The sequence below is a fragment of the Pseudomonas sp. Pseusp18 genome, from assembly GCF_059506005.1.
Genome location: NZ_CP169240.1, coordinates 4,101,507 through 4,120,059 on the forward strand (window position 1 = coordinate 4,101,507; position 18,553 = coordinate 4,120,059).

General features: G+C 57.6%; 15 protein-coding genes. 13 read left to right on the plus strand and 2 right to left on the minus strand.

Annotated elements, in window-relative coordinates:
* The first annotated feature begins 40 nt into the window (after positions 1-40).
* The 5 genes from ACEN9A_RS18350 (at position 41) to ACEN9A_RS18370 (ending at position 4,633) form a co-directional block, all read left to right on the plus strand.
* Entirely contained in the window at positions 41-664 is a 624-nt protein-coding gene (locus ACEN9A_RS18350) for an eCIS core domain-containing protein (RefSeq protein WP_258669219.1), read from the plus strand.
* 30 nt (positions 665-694) lie between these two features.
* A complete protein-coding gene (locus tag ACEN9A_RS18355) occupies positions 695-1,678 on the plus strand; it encodes a Rossmann-fold NAD(P)-binding domain-containing protein (protein ID WP_258669224.1) in 984 nt (327 codons plus the stop codon).
* 124 nt (positions 1,679-1,802) lie between these two features.
* On the plus strand, positions 1,803-2,747 hold the full coding sequence (locus ACEN9A_RS18360) for a chromate resistance protein (protein WP_258669231.1): 945 nt from the start codon (positions 1,803-1,805) through the stop codon (positions 2,745-2,747).
* Positions 2,740-4,098, plus strand: a complete 1,359-nt coding sequence (gene chrA, locus ACEN9A_RS18365; protein WP_258669234.1) for a chromate efflux transporter — start codon at positions 2,740-2,742, stop codon at positions 4,096-4,098. Before ACEN9A_RS18360 ends, chrA begins: the two co-directional genes overlap by 8 nt.
* Positions 4,099-4,180: 82 nt before the next feature.
* Positions 4,181-4,633: a chromate resistance protein ChrB domain-containing protein gene (locus ACEN9A_RS18370; RefSeq protein WP_258669237.1), complete on the plus strand. Its 453-nt coding sequence runs from the start codon at positions 4,181-4,183 to the stop codon at positions 4,631-4,633.
* Between the two features lie 15 nt (positions 4,634-4,648).
* Here ACEN9A_RS18370 and ACEN9A_RS18375 read toward each other — a convergent pair whose 3' ends face one another.
* On the minus strand, positions 4,649-4,993 hold the full coding sequence (locus ACEN9A_RS18375) for a cupin domain-containing protein (RefSeq protein WP_258669239.1): 345 nt from the start codon (positions 4,991-4,993) through the stop codon (positions 4,649-4,651).
* Positions 4,994-5,248: 255 nt separating this feature from the next.
* Between ACEN9A_RS18375 and ACEN9A_RS18380 the strand changes: the two genes are divergently transcribed.
* The 3 genes from ACEN9A_RS18380 (at position 5,249) to ACEN9A_RS18390 (ending at position 6,567) form a co-directional block, all read left to right on the plus strand.
* Positions 5,249-5,539, plus strand: a complete 291-nt coding sequence (locus tag ACEN9A_RS18380; RefSeq protein ID WP_258669241.1) for a hypothetical protein — start codon at positions 5,249-5,251, stop codon at positions 5,537-5,539.
* A 132-nt stretch (positions 5,540-5,671) separates the two neighbouring features.
* On the plus strand, positions 5,672-6,073 hold the full coding sequence (locus tag ACEN9A_RS18385; RefSeq protein ID WP_007937009.1) for a hypothetical protein: 402 nt from the start codon (positions 5,672-5,674) through the stop codon (positions 6,071-6,073).
* Positions 6,074-6,285: 212 nt separating this feature from the next.
* Positions 6,286-6,567: a DUF3303 domain-containing protein gene (locus tag ACEN9A_RS18390; RefSeq protein ID WP_007937010.1), complete on the plus strand. Its 282-nt coding sequence runs from the start codon at positions 6,286-6,288 to the stop codon at positions 6,565-6,567.
* Between the two features lie 144 nt (positions 6,568-6,711).
* Here the strand turns inward: ACEN9A_RS18390 and ligD are convergent, their stop codons facing one another.
* Positions 6,712-9,255: a DNA ligase D gene (ligD, locus tag ACEN9A_RS18395; RefSeq protein ID WP_258669257.1), complete on the minus strand. Its 2,544-nt coding sequence runs from the start codon at positions 9,253-9,255 to the stop codon at positions 6,712-6,714.
* A 433-nt stretch (positions 9,256-9,688) separates the two neighbouring features.
* On the opposite strand from ligD, the gene ACEN9A_RS18400 reads away from it, so the two are divergent.
* From ACEN9A_RS18400 to ACEN9A_RS18420, 5 genes are all read left to right on the plus strand, one after another.
* Positions 9,689-10,204, plus strand: coding sequence for an Hcp family type VI secretion system effector (locus ACEN9A_RS18400; RefSeq protein ID WP_007900657.1), 516 nt, complete (start codon positions 9,689-9,691; stop codon positions 10,202-10,204).
* Between the two features lie 131 nt (positions 10,205-10,335).
* Positions 10,336-12,378, plus strand: coding sequence for a type VI secretion system Vgr family protein (locus tag ACEN9A_RS18405; protein WP_258669264.1), 2,043 nt, complete (start codon positions 10,336-10,338; stop codon positions 12,376-12,378).
* A gap of 4 nt (positions 12,379-12,382) precedes the next feature.
* The gene (locus tag ACEN9A_RS18410; protein ID WP_408981094.1) at positions 12,383-13,108 is read left to right on the plus strand and encodes a DUF4123 domain-containing protein; all 726 of its coding nucleotides are present in this window, start codon (positions 12,383-12,385) and stop codon (positions 13,106-13,108) included.
* Positions 13,105-18,084, plus strand: a complete 4,980-nt coding sequence (locus ACEN9A_RS18415) for an RHS repeat-associated core domain-containing protein (RefSeq protein ID WP_258669270.1) — start codon at positions 13,105-13,107, stop codon at positions 18,082-18,084. The genes ACEN9A_RS18410 and ACEN9A_RS18415 overlap by 4 nt, the downstream gene beginning before the upstream one ends.
* Positions 18,081-18,551, plus strand: a complete 471-nt coding sequence (locus tag ACEN9A_RS18420; RefSeq protein ID WP_258669272.1) for a hypothetical protein — start codon at positions 18,081-18,083, stop codon at positions 18,549-18,551. The genes ACEN9A_RS18415 and ACEN9A_RS18420 overlap by 4 nt, the downstream gene beginning before the upstream one ends.
* Positions 18,552-18,553 lie beyond the last annotated feature (2 nt).

The window sequence follows — 18,553 nt, forward strand, 5'->3', positions numbered from 1 at the left end:
AGCATCACCTGCCGACCGCCACTACCTCTGGGAGAACCAATTGTCAGCTGTCTTTTTGCGTCAAGCTTTCCGGTTATCGGTACTGCTCTTTTCCGTTGGCACTTCGTTCTCTGTTTACGCCTGCCCAGCAGGGCAGTACGAAGCCTGCGTGGTCACTTGTTTTTGTGCTCCAGGCTCCAAAGAGGAAATGGGGCCGATCTTTGAAAGCATGAACAAAATGGCTTCCACTGGATTACAGAGTTGGATTGTGCAATCGCGCAACACCGCGGCAAATGGCGATATTCAGACAATCCCGCTGAATATCCGAGCCCAGCTCGAACCCTACTATGACATTCAAGTGCTTGATTCGGCTCGCTACAAGGTAGGCGATGATGTGGAGCTTAACGCCGCAAACACCATGCTGCAGAATCCCGATGTCACTGCGGTCACCCTGATAGACATCATCGTCTTTCGCAGTGCCGATGATGCACTTAACAATGTCGCGCTGTGGGCGCATGAATTGAAGCACGTGCAGCAGTACCAGCAATGGGGGGTTCGGGAATTTTCCACTCGCTATACCCGTGATTACACAACCGTCGAGGCGCCTGCTTACGAGATTCAAGCCAAGGTAGCCAGAGCGCTAAGAGCCAGCGTGGCCCAGTCGGAACCTCCTCGACATCCTTGATGTTCAAAGGGTTGGGCGTTTGCTCCATAAATGGATCAGTTAAATCCAAAAGCCCATATTTATCCCAAAAACAATAAAGCGGATGATGCGCCTCCAGCCATTTATGTGAGAGCCATCATGAAGCGTGACACCAGCCTGACGTGGCGCCATGTCGATGCACAGAACCTTGACCTAAACGGGATGCGGGTCGCCGTCGTGGGTGGCACCGGTGGCATCGGTCAGGCATTGAGTCGCTTGCTGGCCTCTCGCGGCGCTCGCGTCCTGGTCGTCGGGCAAACCTTTCGTGATGCTGGCACGCAGGGAATCGAATTTCTCCAGGCGGACCTGAGCCTGATGAGTGAGGCTCTGCAGGTCGCCAGGCTGCTGCCGGCGGAATCCCTGGACCTGCTCATTTTCACCACCGGTATCTTTGCCGCCTCCCAACGTCAGGAAACAGCGGAGGGCATTGAGCGCGATCTGGCGGTCAGCTATCTGAACCGCATGGTCATCCTGCGCAGCGTCGGGTCGAAGTTGGGTACAGACAGGCCCACGACCAAGACCAAACCAAGGGTGATTGTCGTGGGGTATCCCGGCACAGGCCAGATAGGGACGTTCGACGACCTCAATGCTGAAAGGTCCTACAAGGCCATGTCCGCGCATATGAACACGGTGGCCGGCAACGAAATACTTGTTCTGGATGCGGTGAAGCGCTACCCGCACCTGGACGTTTTTGGCCTGAATCCCGGCCTTATCAAAACCAGTATCCGCGATAATTTTTTCGGCAAGGGCTCGCTGAAATCGCGCATCGCGGAGGGCCTGATCGGGCTGCTGACACCCACCGCCGAAACTTATGCGAAGAGAATCGTCCCGCTACTGGTTGCCCCTGAGATCGAGGATCGCAGCGGCGCGATGTTCAACAACAAGGGCCAAGCGATCCTGCCGTCTGCAGGCATGACTGAAGCGCACATCAGACAGTTCATGATCGCGTCCGAAACACTGGTTGCCCGGACGGGTATTTCAGTCGCGACCTCTTGATCGCGGAGGCAATCGAGAATGACCGTTCAGGGTCGTTTGACGCCCTACTTCTGAAGGAGAGCTTTCCCATCGCCTGAATCAGGATTAAGGTAGCAATACCTACATAACACGTAGAATTCGCTACATGGAAAATTGGCTAACGTTGATTCTCGGTCTGCCGACCGCCAATGCCACCGAACGCATGCGTGCCTGGCGCGCGCTAAAAGCCTCTGGAGCGGCGGTCTTACGCGATGGCGCCTATCTCTTACCTGATACCGCTGCCTGTCGAGAAGCGCTAACGTCTGTCGAGCGCGACATCTTGGCCATCAATGGCACTGCCTACGTCCTGCCTGTCGTTGATCCTGATGGAGAGCGCTTTATTGAGCTGTTCGACCGTAGCGATGATTACAGCAAGCTACGCGCCGAGATCGAAGCATGCCGGGCACAGCTCAATGCCGAGAATGCGCTGGCCACCACCAAACAAATTCGCAAGCTGCGCAAAGCCTATGAACAGCTCGCCAGCATCGATTACTTTCCAGGTAAACCGAAACAGCAGATCGATTCGGCTTTGCAGGAATTGGAGACAGCGGTCAGCAGAGCGCTGTCTGCGGATGAGCCGCATAGCCGCGACCAGCCAATCACGGCGCTGAGCCTTGGCGACTTTCAAGGTCGTGTCTGGGCAACGCGTAAACGCCCATGGGTCGACCGCCTGGCTTGCGCCTGGTTGATTCGGCGCTTCATTGATCCGCAGGCTCAGATCCTCTGGCTCAACACTCCACAGGACTGCCCGGCAGATGCCTTGGGTTTCGACTTCGATGACGCAACTTTCAGTCATGTCGGCAACCGCGTGACCTTTGAAACCCTGCAAGCCAGCTTTGAACTTCAAGAGCCAGGCCTGAACCGCATCGCTGCACTGGTGCATTACCTCGATATCGGTGGCATTCAGCCGGTGGAGGCTGTCGGCATCGAACGGGTGCTGGCAGGGCTACGCGAAACCATTACCCATGATGACCACTTGCTGGCTGCTGCCAGCGGCATCTTTGATGGTCTGCTCGCCGAGTTTGTGAAAGAGGAACATCCCAATGATTAAGGTTTCCCCATCAGCGGCTGAAGAGGATCTGTCGAGGCCTGAACCGATCAGTTTGCGTGAGGCATTCTGGTTCTGGCTGAAGCTGGGATTCATTAGCTTTGGCGGGCCTGCAGGACAGATCTCGATCATGCACCAGGAGCTGGTAGAGCGGCGGCGCTGGATTTCCGAGCGGCGGTTTCTGCACGCCCTCAACTACTGCATGCTGTTACCAGGGCCGGAGGCTCAGCAGCTAGCCACCTATATCGGCTGGTTGATGCATCGAACCTGGGGTGGGGTGATCGCCGGGGGGCTGTTTGTGCTGCCCTCACTGTTCATCCTGATCGCGCTGTCCTGGATGTACATCGCCTTCGGCGAAGTACCGGTGGTGGCCGGGCTTTTCTATGGAATCAAGCCTGCCGTGACGGCCATCGTCGTGCAAGCGGCCCATCGGATCGGCTCACGGGCATTGAAGAATAATTGGCTGTGGGCAATAGCGGCGGCGTCGTTTACCGCGATCTTCGCGTTCAATGTGCCGTTCCCGCTAATCGTGCTCGGAGCTGCGTTAATCGGTTATGTCGGCGGTCGCCTGGCGCCCGAGAAATTCAGAACCGGAGGCCACAGTGCCGCCAAAAAGTCCTTCGGCCCGGCATTGATCGATGACGACACCCCGTCTCCGGAGCATGCCCGGTTCAGCTGGTTGAAACTGGCACTATTGGCACTTATCGGCGCCGCGTTATGGGCATTGCCAATGGGAATCTTGACCTCACTCTTTGGCTGGGAAGGTACCTTGACTCAGATGGGCTGGTTCTTCACCAAGGCCGCGCTGCTGACGTTTGGCGGTGCTTATGCGGTGCTGCCTTATGTCTACCAAGGCGCGGTCGGTCACTATGGGTGGCTGACGCCGACACAGATGATCGATGGCCTGGCGCTGGGTGAAACCACCCCGGGGCCACTGATTATGGTGGTGGCTTTTGTCGGCTTTGTCGGCGCCTATGTTTCGCAGGTGTTCGGGGCCGATCAGGTGTTTCTGGCTGGTGCCGTCGCCGCCACGCTGGTGACCTGGTTCACCTTCCTGCCTTCGTTCCTGTTCATCCTCGCAGGTGGCCCGCTGGTGGAGTCGACTCACAATGAACTCAGGTTCACCGCACCGCTTACCGGGATTACTGCCGCTGTGGTTGGGGTGATTCTCAATCTGGCGTGTTTCTTCGGCTATCACGTTCTTTGGCCCAAAGGCTTCAGCGGCAACCTGGACTGGCCTTCCGCGCTGATCGCGATTGCGGCGGCGATTGCCTTGTTCCGCTTCAAGCGCGGCGTGATTCAGGTACTGATGGCCTGCGCACTCGTTGGTTTGGCTGTGCACCTGCTGCGCTAAAGCGCGCAATGATCAACTATTCTCTGGCGGGCACCGGGCCTGCCAGATCACCCAGCCTACTGAATTAGGCAGGAGGTGTTCCATGAGGTGGATTACCCGTGAACGACCCAAAATTGATCGCATTGCCTGTCCTTGGCTGATCACCCGTTTTATCGACCCTGAGGCCGAGTTCTTGTACGTGCCCAGCAGAGAGGTTTTGCAGATTGCCGTTGAGAAAAATGCAACGCCTTATGACATTCCGGGCGTTGAGCTTTCCCACGTAGGTGAGCTGTGCAGCTTCGATGCGTTCCTGAAGAAGTACCAGCTCAGTGATCCTGCCTTGCAGCAGTTGGCCGAAATCGTGCGCGGCGCAGATACCTCCCGCCTGGATCTGACGCCGCAATCGGCTGGGCTCTATGCGATTTCGCTGGGACTATCGCAGCGTTATGCCGATGACCACGAAATGCTGGCACATGGTTTGATCATGTATGACGCCCTCTATGCCTGGTGCAAGGAGTGTCAGGGCGAGTCGCATAATTGGCCTCCGCAGATGTGAATGTCGGGCCTGAACTTACTCCTGCCTGACAATATCGACCGAGATCTCCACTGCCGCAATCGTGCCTCTGTTCTCAAGCCAGTGCGTGGTGTTCCTGTCCTCGGGCCAACCCACGCCCGGCCCATAATCCGTGGCGACGCCATTTCGATGGTCGGTGATGGTTCCTTGCAGTATGTAGACGGTGCCGGGTCTGTCTATATGGTTGTGAACCGGCCCGAAGACGCCTCCAGGCTCAATGGTCACCATGCGCATTCTAAGTTGGCGCCCTGCCATGCCTTCGATCTCGGGGCCAAGGTCAACCGTTGCCAGTAACTTCACCGTAACACCTTGCGTTTCGGGTGCCGCCTGTTCGTTGCTCATTGTTCTCTCCTATCTGTACATACGGGGCCTGACTGGAAGTAAAGACCCTGAGAACCGACAGAGGTGTAAATCCGCCCGGCGACGGTCGCCGCCAACCGTCGCTAGACTGCCAAAAGTGGCCGGTGGTCGTGGCATGTCGCTTGTCACCGACGTTTGGCTAAGCTGAATAAATCGGGGGTGAACTGATACCGGAGTGATGGCGGCCATCAGCGGATCTGGATGGGCATCAAGACGGTACTCCCAGAGGAGACGACTATGTATGCGGTGATAAGAACTTACCTGGGTGCTGGAGCAAAGCAGCTTTTCGAGTTTCTGGAAGAGCGCAATACCGATGTCGAAACGGCCCTGCGGACAGTGCCTGGCATCGTAAGCTACACACTACTCAATACGGGTGATGGCGGTACATCAGTGACGGTTTGCACAGACAAGACCGGCACCGATGCAAGCTTGAAAGTCGCGCGCGACTGGATTCAGAAAAATGCTTCGCATATCCAGGCGAAACCGCCGATCGTGACGGAAGGTCCGGTGATTGTGCAGATAAAATAGATTCAACCGATCGATGCAACACACTAAACACTGTGTAAACAGGAGGCGTGTTGCATCGACGGAATACATCACGATCAAAGCTACAACTACCCCATGGGCAAACCCGATCATAGCGCTCTATGATTGAACCCCATGACGACCTCTCTTCCGATCCGCCAACCCTGCCCTCCCGGTGCTTGCATCTGCGAGCGTGAGCAGCTGTTGGAAACTCCCGGCACGGACCTGCGCATCCTGAGCCTGACCCAGTCGGAAGAGAAACGCCTGATCGAACGCCTGGAAAACCTCCAGAGCCTGAGCGACCTGGAGCGTCTGCAACGGCGAATGTATGAGCAGTTGGGTCTGCGCGTGGAGATCGCTCCGGGTTTCAATGAAGTGCGCACCATGCGCGGTATCAATATCACCTTGGGCGAACTGCCGGGCCTGTGCCGCAAAACCCGTCAGTCGATCCCGGCGGCCATTCGCCGAGGGCTGGAGAAACATCCGGAAGTCGCCTACGAGCTGCTCAATGCCAACGACTTGTTGCGTGATGCCTGATGGCTTGCACCGTTATCCCGATACGTTCATTAGAATGCCCTGAAACAGGATCAGCGGTCGTACGCGCGGCACGGTCCGCTGCTATGCCTTCTCATGGGAGAACAGGTTTCAGGCCAGCCAGGACGTAGCTGGAAACTCAGGCGTGACCGTGGCCCCGGCGCCAGCCAGGAACGCGAAGATAAAAGGTGCCAGTCCGTAGCAGGAGGTGGCAGATGTTATTCATGGTCCGTTGGTCCATCAGTCCGCAACAACGTAACAGCGCGATCGAACGCTTTCTCAAGACCGGTGGTGCCCCACCCGCAGGCGTCAGCATGCTGGGGCGTTGGCATGCTGTCGGCGGCTCCAGCGGTGTGGGCATTGCCGAGGCCAGTGATCCGGTGGCGATTCAGAAGTGGGTGCTGGAATGGAGCGACCTCATGAACATGGAAGTCCACGCCGCATTGACCGATGAACAGGTGGCGCCGCTGCTCGCTGCCGCAGTCGGCAAGCAATAGTTGTTGTGGTGAGGGGGCTTGCCCCCGTTGGGCTGCAAGGCAGCCCCAAAATCTCCGATGTCCCAAAGATCTTGTGAGTGCTACGCACTCAAACGGGGCGATGCGGCGTTCCGACAAGCCCCCTCGCCACAGTCTTCTGATTCACTATTTTTTCATCCCTATCCGCCGCCGCATCTCGGCAGTAATTGTCTGCCGGGTTTTCTTCAGGTCGGCCCAGGGCTCATCGCCCACCTCGGCCAGGCGCTCATGCACGGTGTGCAGGTTCCATTGATTAGCCCCCTTGAGCTCAGCCACTTCTTCGCGAAAGATCGGCACCGACACTGGCAGCCCTTCGCGGGTGCGCACGGCGTAGGCGCAGATCGTGGTGGCGCCCAAACCGTTGCGCAGGTAATCGATGAAGATGCGCCCAACCCGATTTTTCGGCCCCGACACCGCGGAAAAACGTTCCGGCAGCAGCTTGGCCATGTGACTGACAATCGCGTGGCTGAAGTCCTTGACCTCGTTCCAACCGTGTTTGCGAGTCAGCGGTACGACCAGGTGAATCCCTTTGCCGCCGCTGGTCTTGAGAAATGCCTTGAGCCCCAGCTCATCCAGCACCGTGAGGGTCAGCCGGGTCGCTTCGACCATGCTCTTCCAGGGCAACGCCGGATCCGGGTCGAGGTCGAGGACGAAGCGGTCGGGTTTGTCCAGATCGACCGACGTGGCGTTCCAGGTGTGCAGCTCCACGGTACTCATCTGCACTGCGCCAATCAGGGCTTCGGCATTGTTGATGACCATCATCGGTTGGCCGGTCAGTGCCTTGTCCAGAGTGACAATGCCGGGTATGGCCAGATTCTCGGCGTTCTTCTGAAAGAACAGTTCGCCGGCGATGCCGTCCGGTGCGCGCACCAGCGCCACCGGCCGGTCCTTGAGTTGCGGCAGAATCCACTCGGCGACACTGGCGTAATACTCCGCCAATTGCATCTTGGTGGTGCCGCTGCTGGCATCGATCACCCGATCCGGATGCGTGATGCGCACCTTGCCCTGCTCCAGGCCGACTTGTGACGGTGCCGCTTGGGAGGTTTTAGTTTTAGTGGTTGAGGTTTTCACGGTTGTCGGACGCTCCTCGGTGATATCGGCGGCAGGCTTGTCCTCGCGCAGCCCATGGAACACGGCCTGGCGCACCGAGCCGTCCTTGGTCATCTCGGCGAAGGCCACTTCCGCCAGCAGAACGGGTTTGAGCCAATGCACACCCTTGGCTTCAACACCGGTGGGCGGGTTGACCACCGACGGTTTTTTCGTCTGCAGCGGTTTCAGTTGTTCGTAAAGACGCTTGAGGCTCGCCTCGCTGAATCCGGTGCCGACCTTGCCCGCATAGCACAATTCCCCGCTGTCACGGTCGTGCAGCCCCAGCAGCAACGCGCCAAAGGCACTGCGCGAGCCTTTGGGATCGGTGAAGCCGACCACGATGAATTCCTGCCGATGCTTGCACTTTAGTTTGATCCAGTCACTGCTGCGCCGGGACACGTAAGGCGAGCCCAGGCGTTTGCCAATCAACCCTTCCATGTGCATTTTACAGGCGCTGTCGAGTAACGCCTCCGGGGACTCGTTGAACGCGTCGGAGAACCGCAACAGCGGGTTTTCATTGGGCTTGAGCACAGTCGCCAGGGCCGCCCTGCGCGCTTCGACAGGGACTTCGCGCAGGTCCACGCCATTGAGATAAGGCAAATCGAACAGGTAGTAAACGATGCTGGCGCTACGTCCGGCATCGAAGGCATTTTGCAGCGCCTGAAAATCCGGAACACCCTGCTCGTCCGCCACCACTATTTCGCCGTCGAGCCAGGCCGATTCCAGGCCCAACGCCGCCAGCGCTGCAGCCTGCTCCGGCAATTTGTGGGTCCAGTCGTGACCGTTGCGGGTGAAGAGTTTGACCTCATCGTGGTCGATGCGCGCCATGACCCGGTAACCGTCGAACTTGATCTCATAGCTCCATTCGCCGTCCGGTGCGGATTCCACCAGTGTCGCCAATTCGGGTTTGAGCAGCTCCGGCAGTTTGGCTTTGCGGGCGCCTGTCAGCTGTGATGATGTATTTCTGCGCGTCCTCGCCGCTGGCTTTTTAACGGGACCGGGTTTCGACTTGGCGACGATGGTGCGATCGCTGAGCACGCTGTCGGGCTCGGCGGCGACCACATCGTAATCGCTTTCGGGCCTGGCCGCGCCGTCCTGATGCTTGATCAGAAACCATTGCTCCTGCTTGCCCGGCATGTGCGTGCGCACGAGGTTCCACAGGCCGCCGAGCTTCTCCCCTTGCAACTCGAATTTCAGCCGGCCCTTGGCGTACGCCTTGGCCGGGTCGTCCTGGGGAATCCATACCCCACGGTCCCAAACGATCACCTCGCCGGCGCCGTAATGCCCTTCGGGAATGGTGCCTTCGAACGTGGCGTAATCGAGCGGATGGTCTTCGACGTGGATTGCCAGGCGCTTGACCTTGGGGTCCAGCGACGGGCCTTTCGGCACGGCCCAACTTTTCAGCGCGCCATCGAGCTCCAGGCGAAAGTCATAGTGCAGGTGCGAGGCATCATGTTTCTGAATGCAGAATTGCAGCGCATGATCCTTCACCGTTTTTTTGCCCGAACGCTTGGCGGCGGCCGGTTCCGGAGTCGCCACAAAGTCACGCATGCGGTTGTAATCGTCCAGGGTCTTGTTCATGGCTTACCGGGTGCTCGCTGGCGGACGCTGAATCGGCACGTCTCTACATCAGCAGAGCGACAGGTCCGGAAAAAAATTCCATCGCCACTGGAATTGCCCGGACAGACGGCTGGGTCTATCGGGATGATCGCTCATAGCCTTGATGCGCAACTTCTTGCGCAGTTATTCGTCCCAAAAACACCTCGACAACGCTGAACGCCAGGTGGATCAAGCCCTCCAGCCGAGTGCGCAACTTCTTGCGCACCACTGCGCAAGAAGTTGCGCACTTTTTCAGGTGATCGCTGCCGAAAAACCTCTCCACGTTTAAAAAATATCCTCAACCACCTGATTTATATGACAAAAAATATTTCTGGCACGCTCCTTGATAACAGTCAGGCACCCACCGGGCGATACCGCCTCCCGGGCACCCTCACTTTTAGCAAGGAGCACATCCATGGCTACACCAGCGTACATGTCCGTTACTGGCGAGAAACAAGGCCTGATCACTGCCGGCGCATTCACCGCCGACTCCGTTGGCAACACCTACCAGGAAGGCCACGAAGACCAGGTCATGGTTCAGGCTTTCAGCCACGACGTGATCATCCCGCGTGACCCACAGTCCGGCCAACCGACCGGTCAGCGTGTACACAAGCCAGTCGTGATCACCAAGGTATACGACAAGTCTTCGCCACTGTTGCAAGCGGCGCTGACCTCCGGCGAGCGCATGAGCGAAATCGTTATCCAGTGGTACCGCACCTCTGCTCAAGGTACCCAAGAGCACTACTACACCACCAAACTGGAAGACGCGATCATCGTCGCCATCAACAACAAAATGCACAACTGCCAGGATCCGTCGAACTCGCACTTCACGCACCTGGAAGAAGTGCAATTCACCTACCGCAAAATCACCTGGACCCACGAAGTATCCGGTACTTCGGGTTCCGATGACTGGCGTGTTCCAGTCGCTTAATCGCGGCTGACGGTTCCAAACATCGGCCAGCTCTGCTGGTCGATGTCATTTGCGCCTTCCAGGAATTTTCGCGTCCGCAAGCGCCCGTTTGGGTGTAGGCGTGCGCCGCAGCACTGCACGAGGAACAAGGGATGTTCGCGCCGGCCAATCAGACTCACTTTGCCCTGACTGTCGAAGGTCTGGAAAACGATCTCCAGGTCCTTGCCCTGCAAGGTCGGGAAGCCATCAGCCAGCCTTTTGTGTTTGAGGTGGAACTGGTCAGTGAGCAGCCGTCCCTGGACCTCGAAACGCTATTGCACAAACCGGCCTTTTTGCAGCTCTCGCCTGACGGCAGCGGCATTCATGGCCAGATCTACCGCGCCGCCCAGGGCGATTCGGGCAAACGCCTGACCCGCTACGCCGTGACCTTGCGCCCGCAGCTGTCCTACCTGGCGCACCGCATCAACCAACGCATCTTCCAGAACCTCACTGTGCCGAAAATCATCGGGATGGTCCTCGAAGAGCACGGCATCCAGAGCAATGCCTACGAATTCAAAGTCGGGGCGATTTATCCCGAGCGCATTTACTGCGTTCAGTACGATGAATCGGACCTGCAGTTCATCCAGCGCCTGTGCGAGGAAGAAGGTATTCACTACCACTTCCAGCACAGCGCCACGGCCCACAAGCTGGTGTTCGGCGATGACCAGACGGTGTTCCCGAAACTCGCGCCCGTGGCCTACCAGCAAGACTCCGGCATGGTCGCCAACGACCCGGTAATCAAGCGCTTCGACCTGCGCCTGGAAACCCGCACCAGCCGCACCACCCGCCGCGATTACGACTTCGAAAAACCGCGCCTGAAACTGGAAAGCGAGAACCGTGGCGACGCCCTGCCCGACCTCGAAGACTACGACTACCCAGGTCGCTTCATCGACCGCGAACGCGGCAAGCACCTGGCCAAACGCGCCCTTGAGCGTCACCGCAGCGACTTCCAGTTGGCCGAAGGTCGAAGCGATCAGCCGTTGCTGGTCAGCGGCCACTTCCTGGCCCTGACCCAACACCCCAAGGCCAAGTGGAACGACCTGTGGCTGCTGACCGAAATCCTCCACGAAGGCAAACAGCCGCAAGTGCTGGAAGAGTCGGTGACCAGCAGCACCACCAACCTCAAAGACGATTTCCACCAGGGCTACCGCAACCGCTTCCAGGCCACCCCCTGGGACGTGCCGAACCGTCCGCCGCTGAACCACCCCAAGCCACGGATCCTCGGCAGCCAGAGCGCCGTGGTCACCGGGCCAAAAGGTGAAGAGATCCACTGCGACCAATACGGCCGCGTCAAAGTGCAATTCCACTGGGACCGCGAAGGCCAGGCCGACGACAAGACCAGCTGCTGGCTGCGCGTCTCCTCCGCCTGGGCCGGCGCCCACTACGGCGGCATCGCCATTCCACGCATCGGCATGGAAGTGCTGGTCAGCTTCCTCGAAGGCGATCCCGACCAACCGCTGATCAGCGGCTGCCTGTACCACAAGGAAAACGTCGTCCCGTACGCCCTGCCGGCGAACAAGACCCGCAGCACCTTCAAAACCCTGAGCTCTCCGGGCGGCGGCGGTTTCAACGAACTGCGCATCGAAGACAAAAAGGGCCAGGAGCAGATCTTCCTGCACGCCCAGCGCGACTGGGACGAAAACGTCGAGCACGACCAGAAAATTCGCGTCGGCAACGAACGCCACGACACCGTCGAGCAAAACAGCTACAGCGAATTCAAGGCCGAAGAACACCACACCGTCTACGCCGACCGCAAAGTCGAAGCCCGCGCCAACGACCACCTCACTGTGGGCGTCAACCAGCACATCAAGGTCGGCACCGGCCAATTCATCGAAGCCGGCCAGGAAATCCACCTGAGCAGCGGCATGAAAGTCGTGCTCGAAGCCGGCAGCGAACTCACCCTCAAGGCCGGCGGCACCTTCATCAAGATCGATGCCAGCGGCGTGACGCTGAGCGGACCGGTGATCAACATGAACTCCGGCGGCAGCCCAGGCAGCGGCACCGGCGCGGCACCGCTGATGCCTGGAGCGTTGAAACAGGCTGATGCGGATAAGGCTGGTGCGGTGTTGACACCGGCTCAAGTCAACACCCTCAAACGCAACGCACCGTTCTGTGAAGAGTGCGAGAAGTGCAAGGCAGGTGCTTGTGCGATCTGATCCGATGACTCCACAAGCGTGGCTGGCTGAACGGCCGTTGCGGACGGGTGAGCGGTTGTACTTGATTGTGAGTGCGGCCAGTGATGCCGAGCCACTGAAGGCCTTCTACCAGCAACATATGGCGCCGGAACTGATTCCGATCTGGAGCGGCACGCCTTACGCCGATTGGCAGCCCGTCATGCCTTACCTCGCCGAGCTGAAACCCAATGCTGGTTTTCTGCAATGGATCACCGAAACCGATGCCCAGGACTGGGGTTGGCTGGCAGTGTCCACCAGTACGCCGGACGTGGTGTTCGAGCACCTGCGCAGTTTGACCCAGGTGCGTATGCCCGATGGGACCGAAGTGTTTTTCCGGTTCTGGGACGGGCGACATATTTACCCGATTCTTGAAGGGCTAGGTGCTGGCGCGGGTGAAGTATTGCCGGTGTTTGACCGTTATCTGATCAATGGCCAGAGCCTGGAAGTGGGGCCGAGGGCCGTACCGCCAGCGAAGGAATGGCCGTGGTGGGAGGTGCCGCAAAAGTTGCTCGATAGTTTGACGGAAAAAGATCACACCACCGTTGTCGACAACCTGATGCAGTGGCTGGGAGAGGACTGCCCGGAACTGTTCTTCGCCTTTCCCGAAAATAACTTGCGCCAAAAGGTCGAGCGCTTCGTTCGCCAACAACCCAATACAGAAGATTTGGCAGAGCGTCTTGCTGCTCAGCTGACAAAGGAAGTCACGTCATGAATACCCCGATTGGTACCTTGGTCCTGCGCGTGCTGGACGCCAAAACCCCTGACGTGAACCTGATTCTCAAAGACTTCAAGAACTGCCTGAGCGATTACAAGGAATGGGCGGATGGCTTCCTGACCGGTTGGGCACTGGATGTCGACCAAACCTTCAAGGTCGGCAATGAAGTCAGCGTGACCAAACGCAAGACCAAAACCGGTAAGGTCGAGACCTACGCGACCTGCCCTCTGGCAGGCGACTTCACGCTGATCCACATGTTCGAGTCAGCACGATTCGTACCGATCGGCAACACACCAGTGAAACTGGAACCCGTCACCAAAGGTACTTTCTACGACGACGTCACCGGCCCCGTTATTGAAACAACGATCGGCCCGAGCGGCATCAAGGTGATCGACGGCTGCAAGAAGGGCCAGATGTATCGCATCACCTTTTTCCCGAACGTATCCCAAAGCAATGTCAAAGCACTCTACGACTCCTACCAGGGAGTGATCGGCAATCTGAACGGCTGGTTGCAAAGTGAATGGTCGAGCAAGTTCCAGCCTCAGTGGGACAGTTACTCGGCTGCTGACCGCGCGGGCCGTTCCGTCATTCTGTTGAAACGGGCGATGGATGGTCTGGAGAAGGCGCTGCTCAGGTTGTGGGATGACATCAAAAGCCTGTTCGAACTGCTCGCACACCCAAAGGAAAACCTCGAAAAGCTGCGCAAGTACCTGTCGGATGTCGAGATCGACAAGCTCTACGCCGCGTCCAAGGAGTCCATTGCTTCGGGTCTGCTGATCCTCAGTGACGAACCATTGATGTTCATTTACGTCTCGGCGATTGTGGCGTGGGTCGGCATGCTGCCACCGCAAGTCATCGTTGACGTGGTGACGGCCATTGCGTCGGAATTCCTGATCAACGTGGTATTGGGTATTTGCCTCACTGGCGGTGCCGGGATCGCGGTGCGGGTGGGGACCAAAACCCTGTCCACGGTCAAGTCCGGCACAGCGCTCAAATACCTTGAAGAACTGGCCGCGAAACTGATGAGTCTAAGCGGCAAGCACAGCCTGCCAGCGCACGCGGAGGTTTCCAAGCCACTGATTGCCAGTGCCAAGAGCGTACCGATGAAGCCGACCAAAACGGCGGCGCTCAAAATCGACGAGGCAGCCGCCAACGGTTCTAAAAATCAGCTGCCGAAGACTACGGATACGCCGAAGCAGGAAGTGAAAGACGCTTCTTCGTTTCCGCGTGGCAAGAAAGAAAAACAGACTACTCTCGCACCAAAGGAAAAGGTCGACGACGCTTCTACTCAGTCGAAAACACCTGACGACAAAAGCGCTGCCTGTGCAAAGAAAACCTGCACCAATGGTTGCCCGGTATCGATGGTTACTGGCGAAGAGCTGCTGACGCTGACCGACGGTGAACTCGGTGGCCTGCTGCCCTTCAGCTGGACGCGCCTCTATCGCACCAGCGCCGCAGAAATCGACTGTGGCCTCGGTTACGGCTGGAGCCATGCCCTGGCGCAACGCGTCGACATCAACGACGGTGAGGTGGTCTGGACCGACCACGAAAACCGCGTCACCACCTTCCCGTTGCCCAGCGTGCAGCGCCCGGCGATCACCAACAGCCTGTCGGAAGCGGCAATTTTCCTTGGCGACGATCCGTCCGAATTGATCCTCACCCAAGCCGGCGAACGCACCCAGTTCTACCACTTCCGCTACAACAGCAAAGGTGCGACGCTGATCGCCATCAGCGACAACTACGACAACCGCCTGCACATCACCCGTGACATTCACGGACGAATCAAACGTGTCGATAACGGCGTCGGTCGCGCCCTCCTCGTGCGTTACGACCGCAAACACATCGTCGCCATCGACTACCAGCAGTTTAGCCCGGCGGATAACCTGGAAGATGCCTGGAGCACTGTCCAGACCCTGGTCACCTATGGCTACGACGCCCAGCACCGCCTGATCGAAGCCAAAAACGCAGCCGGTGAAGCCGAGCGTTATGCCTATAACGAGCAGAACGTCATTCTCGAGCGGCAACTGGCGGGTGGTGCCAGCTTCTACTGGGAATGGGAAAAAGAAGGCAAGTCAGCCCGCTGCATCCATCACTGGGCAAGCTTCTCGCAGATGGACGCGCATTACGCCTGGGATGACAAGGGCAGCGTCACCGTTACCAACGCTGACGGCAGCGAAGAGGTCTACACCCACGACGATCAGGCTCGACTGGTCGCCAAAGTCGACCCGGATGGTGCCGAACACCTGAAGGCCTACGATGACAAGGGCCGTCTGATCGCCGAAAAAGACCCACTCGGCGCCGTCACCGAATACCAGTACAACGAAGCCGGTCGACTGGTTGCGGTGATTCCGCCGGAAGACGCCACCACCACTTACGAGTACTACCACGGCTACGTCCGTGTGGTGAACCGTGGCCCGGCAAAGTGGACATACTGGCGCAACGATCAGGGCGACATCACCGAACAAGTCGACCCGGACGGCAATTCGACCCACTACAGTTACAACCGCCAGGGCCGTCTGCTGGAAATCCGTCACCCCGACGGCAGCCGTCATCAACTGGGCTGGAACAACCTCGGCCAACTGCTCGAAGAACAGCTACCGGACGGCGGCCAGCGCAAATATCGCTACGACGCCTTGGGCCGGCAGATCACCCGTCAGGAAGAAACCGGCGCCATCACCCACTACCAATGGGACGCTGCCAACCGCCTCGCACAAATCACTTTGCCTGGCGGCGCTACGCGCGCATTCACCTACAACGCCTACGGCAAAGTCACTGCCGAACGCGATGAACTGGGCCGCGTCACCCGCTACGAATACGCCGATAACCTGCACTTGGTCAGTCGTCGCATCAATCCGGACGGCAGCCAGTTGCGCTACCGCTACGACAACTCGCGCCTGCTGCTCAGCGAGATCGAAAACGAACGTGGCGAGCACTACCACCTCGATTACTACCCGAACGGCCTGATTCAGCAGGAAACCGGCTTCGACGGTCGCCGCACTGCATACGAGTACGACCTCAACGGCCAACTGCTGAAGAAAACCGAATTCGGCGAAGACGGCAGTGAGTTGGTCACCGAATACCAGCGCGATGCCGCCGGCCGCTTGCTGGTGAAAACCCTGGCCGATGGCGAGGAAATTCACTACACCTATGATGCATTCGGCCGTTTGGTCAACGTCGACGACGGTCATTGGCCCCTCGCCTACGAATATGACCTGCAAGACCGCTTGATCACCGAACATCAGGGCTGGGGCACCACGCGTTACGAATACGACAAACTCGGCCAACTGAACCACTGCCGCCTCCCCGACGGCAGCAAACTCGACTACCGTCACCAACCCGGCGGTCGCCTGAGCAGCATCGACCTCAACGGCTCGCGCCTGACCACGCACCAGTTCAGCGCTGGTCGCGAACAACAACGCCAGCAAGGCTTGCTGCTCAGCCAATACCAATACGACGAACAAGGCCGACTGCAAGCTCACACCGTCAGCCAGCAGGACCGTAACCTGTTTCGTCGTCGCTACGCCTACGACGCAAACGGCAATCTTGCGGGTATCGACGACAGCCGCAAAGGCAACCGCAGCTACCATTACGATCCGCTCGATCGTCTGATCAGTGTGCGCGGAGCTACGCCTGAAAGCTTCGCCCACGACCCGGCGGGCAACCTCCTGGGACAAGGCGACCAGCCGGCCGCGAATCTTGCCAACGTCAAAGGCAACCGCCTGCTCATGCAGGGCGACCGCCACTATGACTACGACGCCCACGGCAACCTGATTCGCGAACGTCGCGGCACCGGGCAGAAACTTGTCACCGAATATCGTTACGACTGCCAACATCGCCTGATCGGTGTCAGCCTCCCCGGCGGCAGCATCGCAAGCTACAAGTACGACGCCTTCGGCCGCCGCATCGCCAAAACCGTCGATGGCCACACCACGGAATTCCTGTGGCAAGGCGAACGTCTCATCGCCGAAAGCGCTGACAACCGCTATCGCAGCTACATCTACGAACCCGGCAGCTTCCGCCCACTGGCCATGCTCGATGGCGAAGGCCCACTTGAAGCCACGCCGTTCTACTTCCAACTCGATCACCTGGGTACGCCGCAGGAACTCACCGACTACAGCGGCGAGATCATGTGGTCGGCGAAATACCGCGCTTACGGCAATCTCGCTACTCTCGATATCGCAGAAATCGAAAACCCGTTGCGTTTCCAGGGCCAATATTTCGATGCTGAGACGGGCTTACATTACAACCGGCATCGCTACTACAATCCGGGCACTGGGCGATATCTGACGCCGGATCCGATCAAGCTTGCGGGTGGGTTGAACAACTACCAGTACGTGCCTAACCCTACGGGGTGGGTGGATCCGTTGGGGTTGAGTTCAACGTGTCCTGGTCCTGATTGCAAGCTGCCCAATAATTCGGCAAATGCAACGAAACCCGACAATATTCCCATGTCCCAGGCTAAGTACGATGAAGTGATTAACCTTGAAAAAGGAAATAGGCCTGCTGACACACGTGAATATCTACCGGAGCATTATGTAAATATGCACGAAGAAGCCTTCAAGCAGCAGGGAGGCTCCTTTGTCGTTATTGACGAATGGATTGAACGCTCTAGTTATCCAACATTCCCTCCTAGAAAATTTGTAGGATTGCCATCAGAGATGGATACCGTGGTTGCCAAATACAAAGCTAGTGGGGGTAACTGGCAAGTGCTCAACAAGGAGCTCAACCTTGGTTCCTCGGACCTTTCCTCCGCCAAAATTTACCTCGTCAAAATCAAGCCTGATGATCCTAGATTTAAATATGAAATTCCAAATGGCAATGAAGCAGGTGCCTATCCAAAAGAATGGGTACCTGGAGGCGAAACAAAAAGCGGAACGAAGGAAGCAGCCCTGATCGGGTCCGAAAAAATCAATCACGGAGCTGACATGAACAAACTTCTGAGCCAATTTGACGACTGGGAACAACTCCAATGATCAGCAACTTTGAAAAAGCGCTAAATAGAGACGAATTCCCAGCCTACTTCAGAGGGGCTGGCGTTTATTTCACGAAAGATCCTGACTGGGGAACTCAGCTACACATCATTAACTGGCAAGGACTTTGCGGCTTTCTAAAAACACAAAAAAGTCCAGAGTCCATATTAGCAAACGCGTTCAAAAAATACGTAGCAACCATTAATAACACCGTAGAAGATGCAAATGATCTTCTCGAAAATATTGGCTGTTATTACTACATGCGAAAAAAGATTCCAGCCCTAGCTGCAAATGGGTTCGATCTAATCCGCGACTTGTCTAGAAATGAAAAGCAGATAATATCTAACTCCATGGGATTCCTGCGTCAAGAACTGAACAAAGCCAACAACGCACAAGACATTGAGCTTTACAATCGGCGAATGACAAAACTTCTAAATGATGGCGGACCAACAAATCTAGAAAATTTATAAGC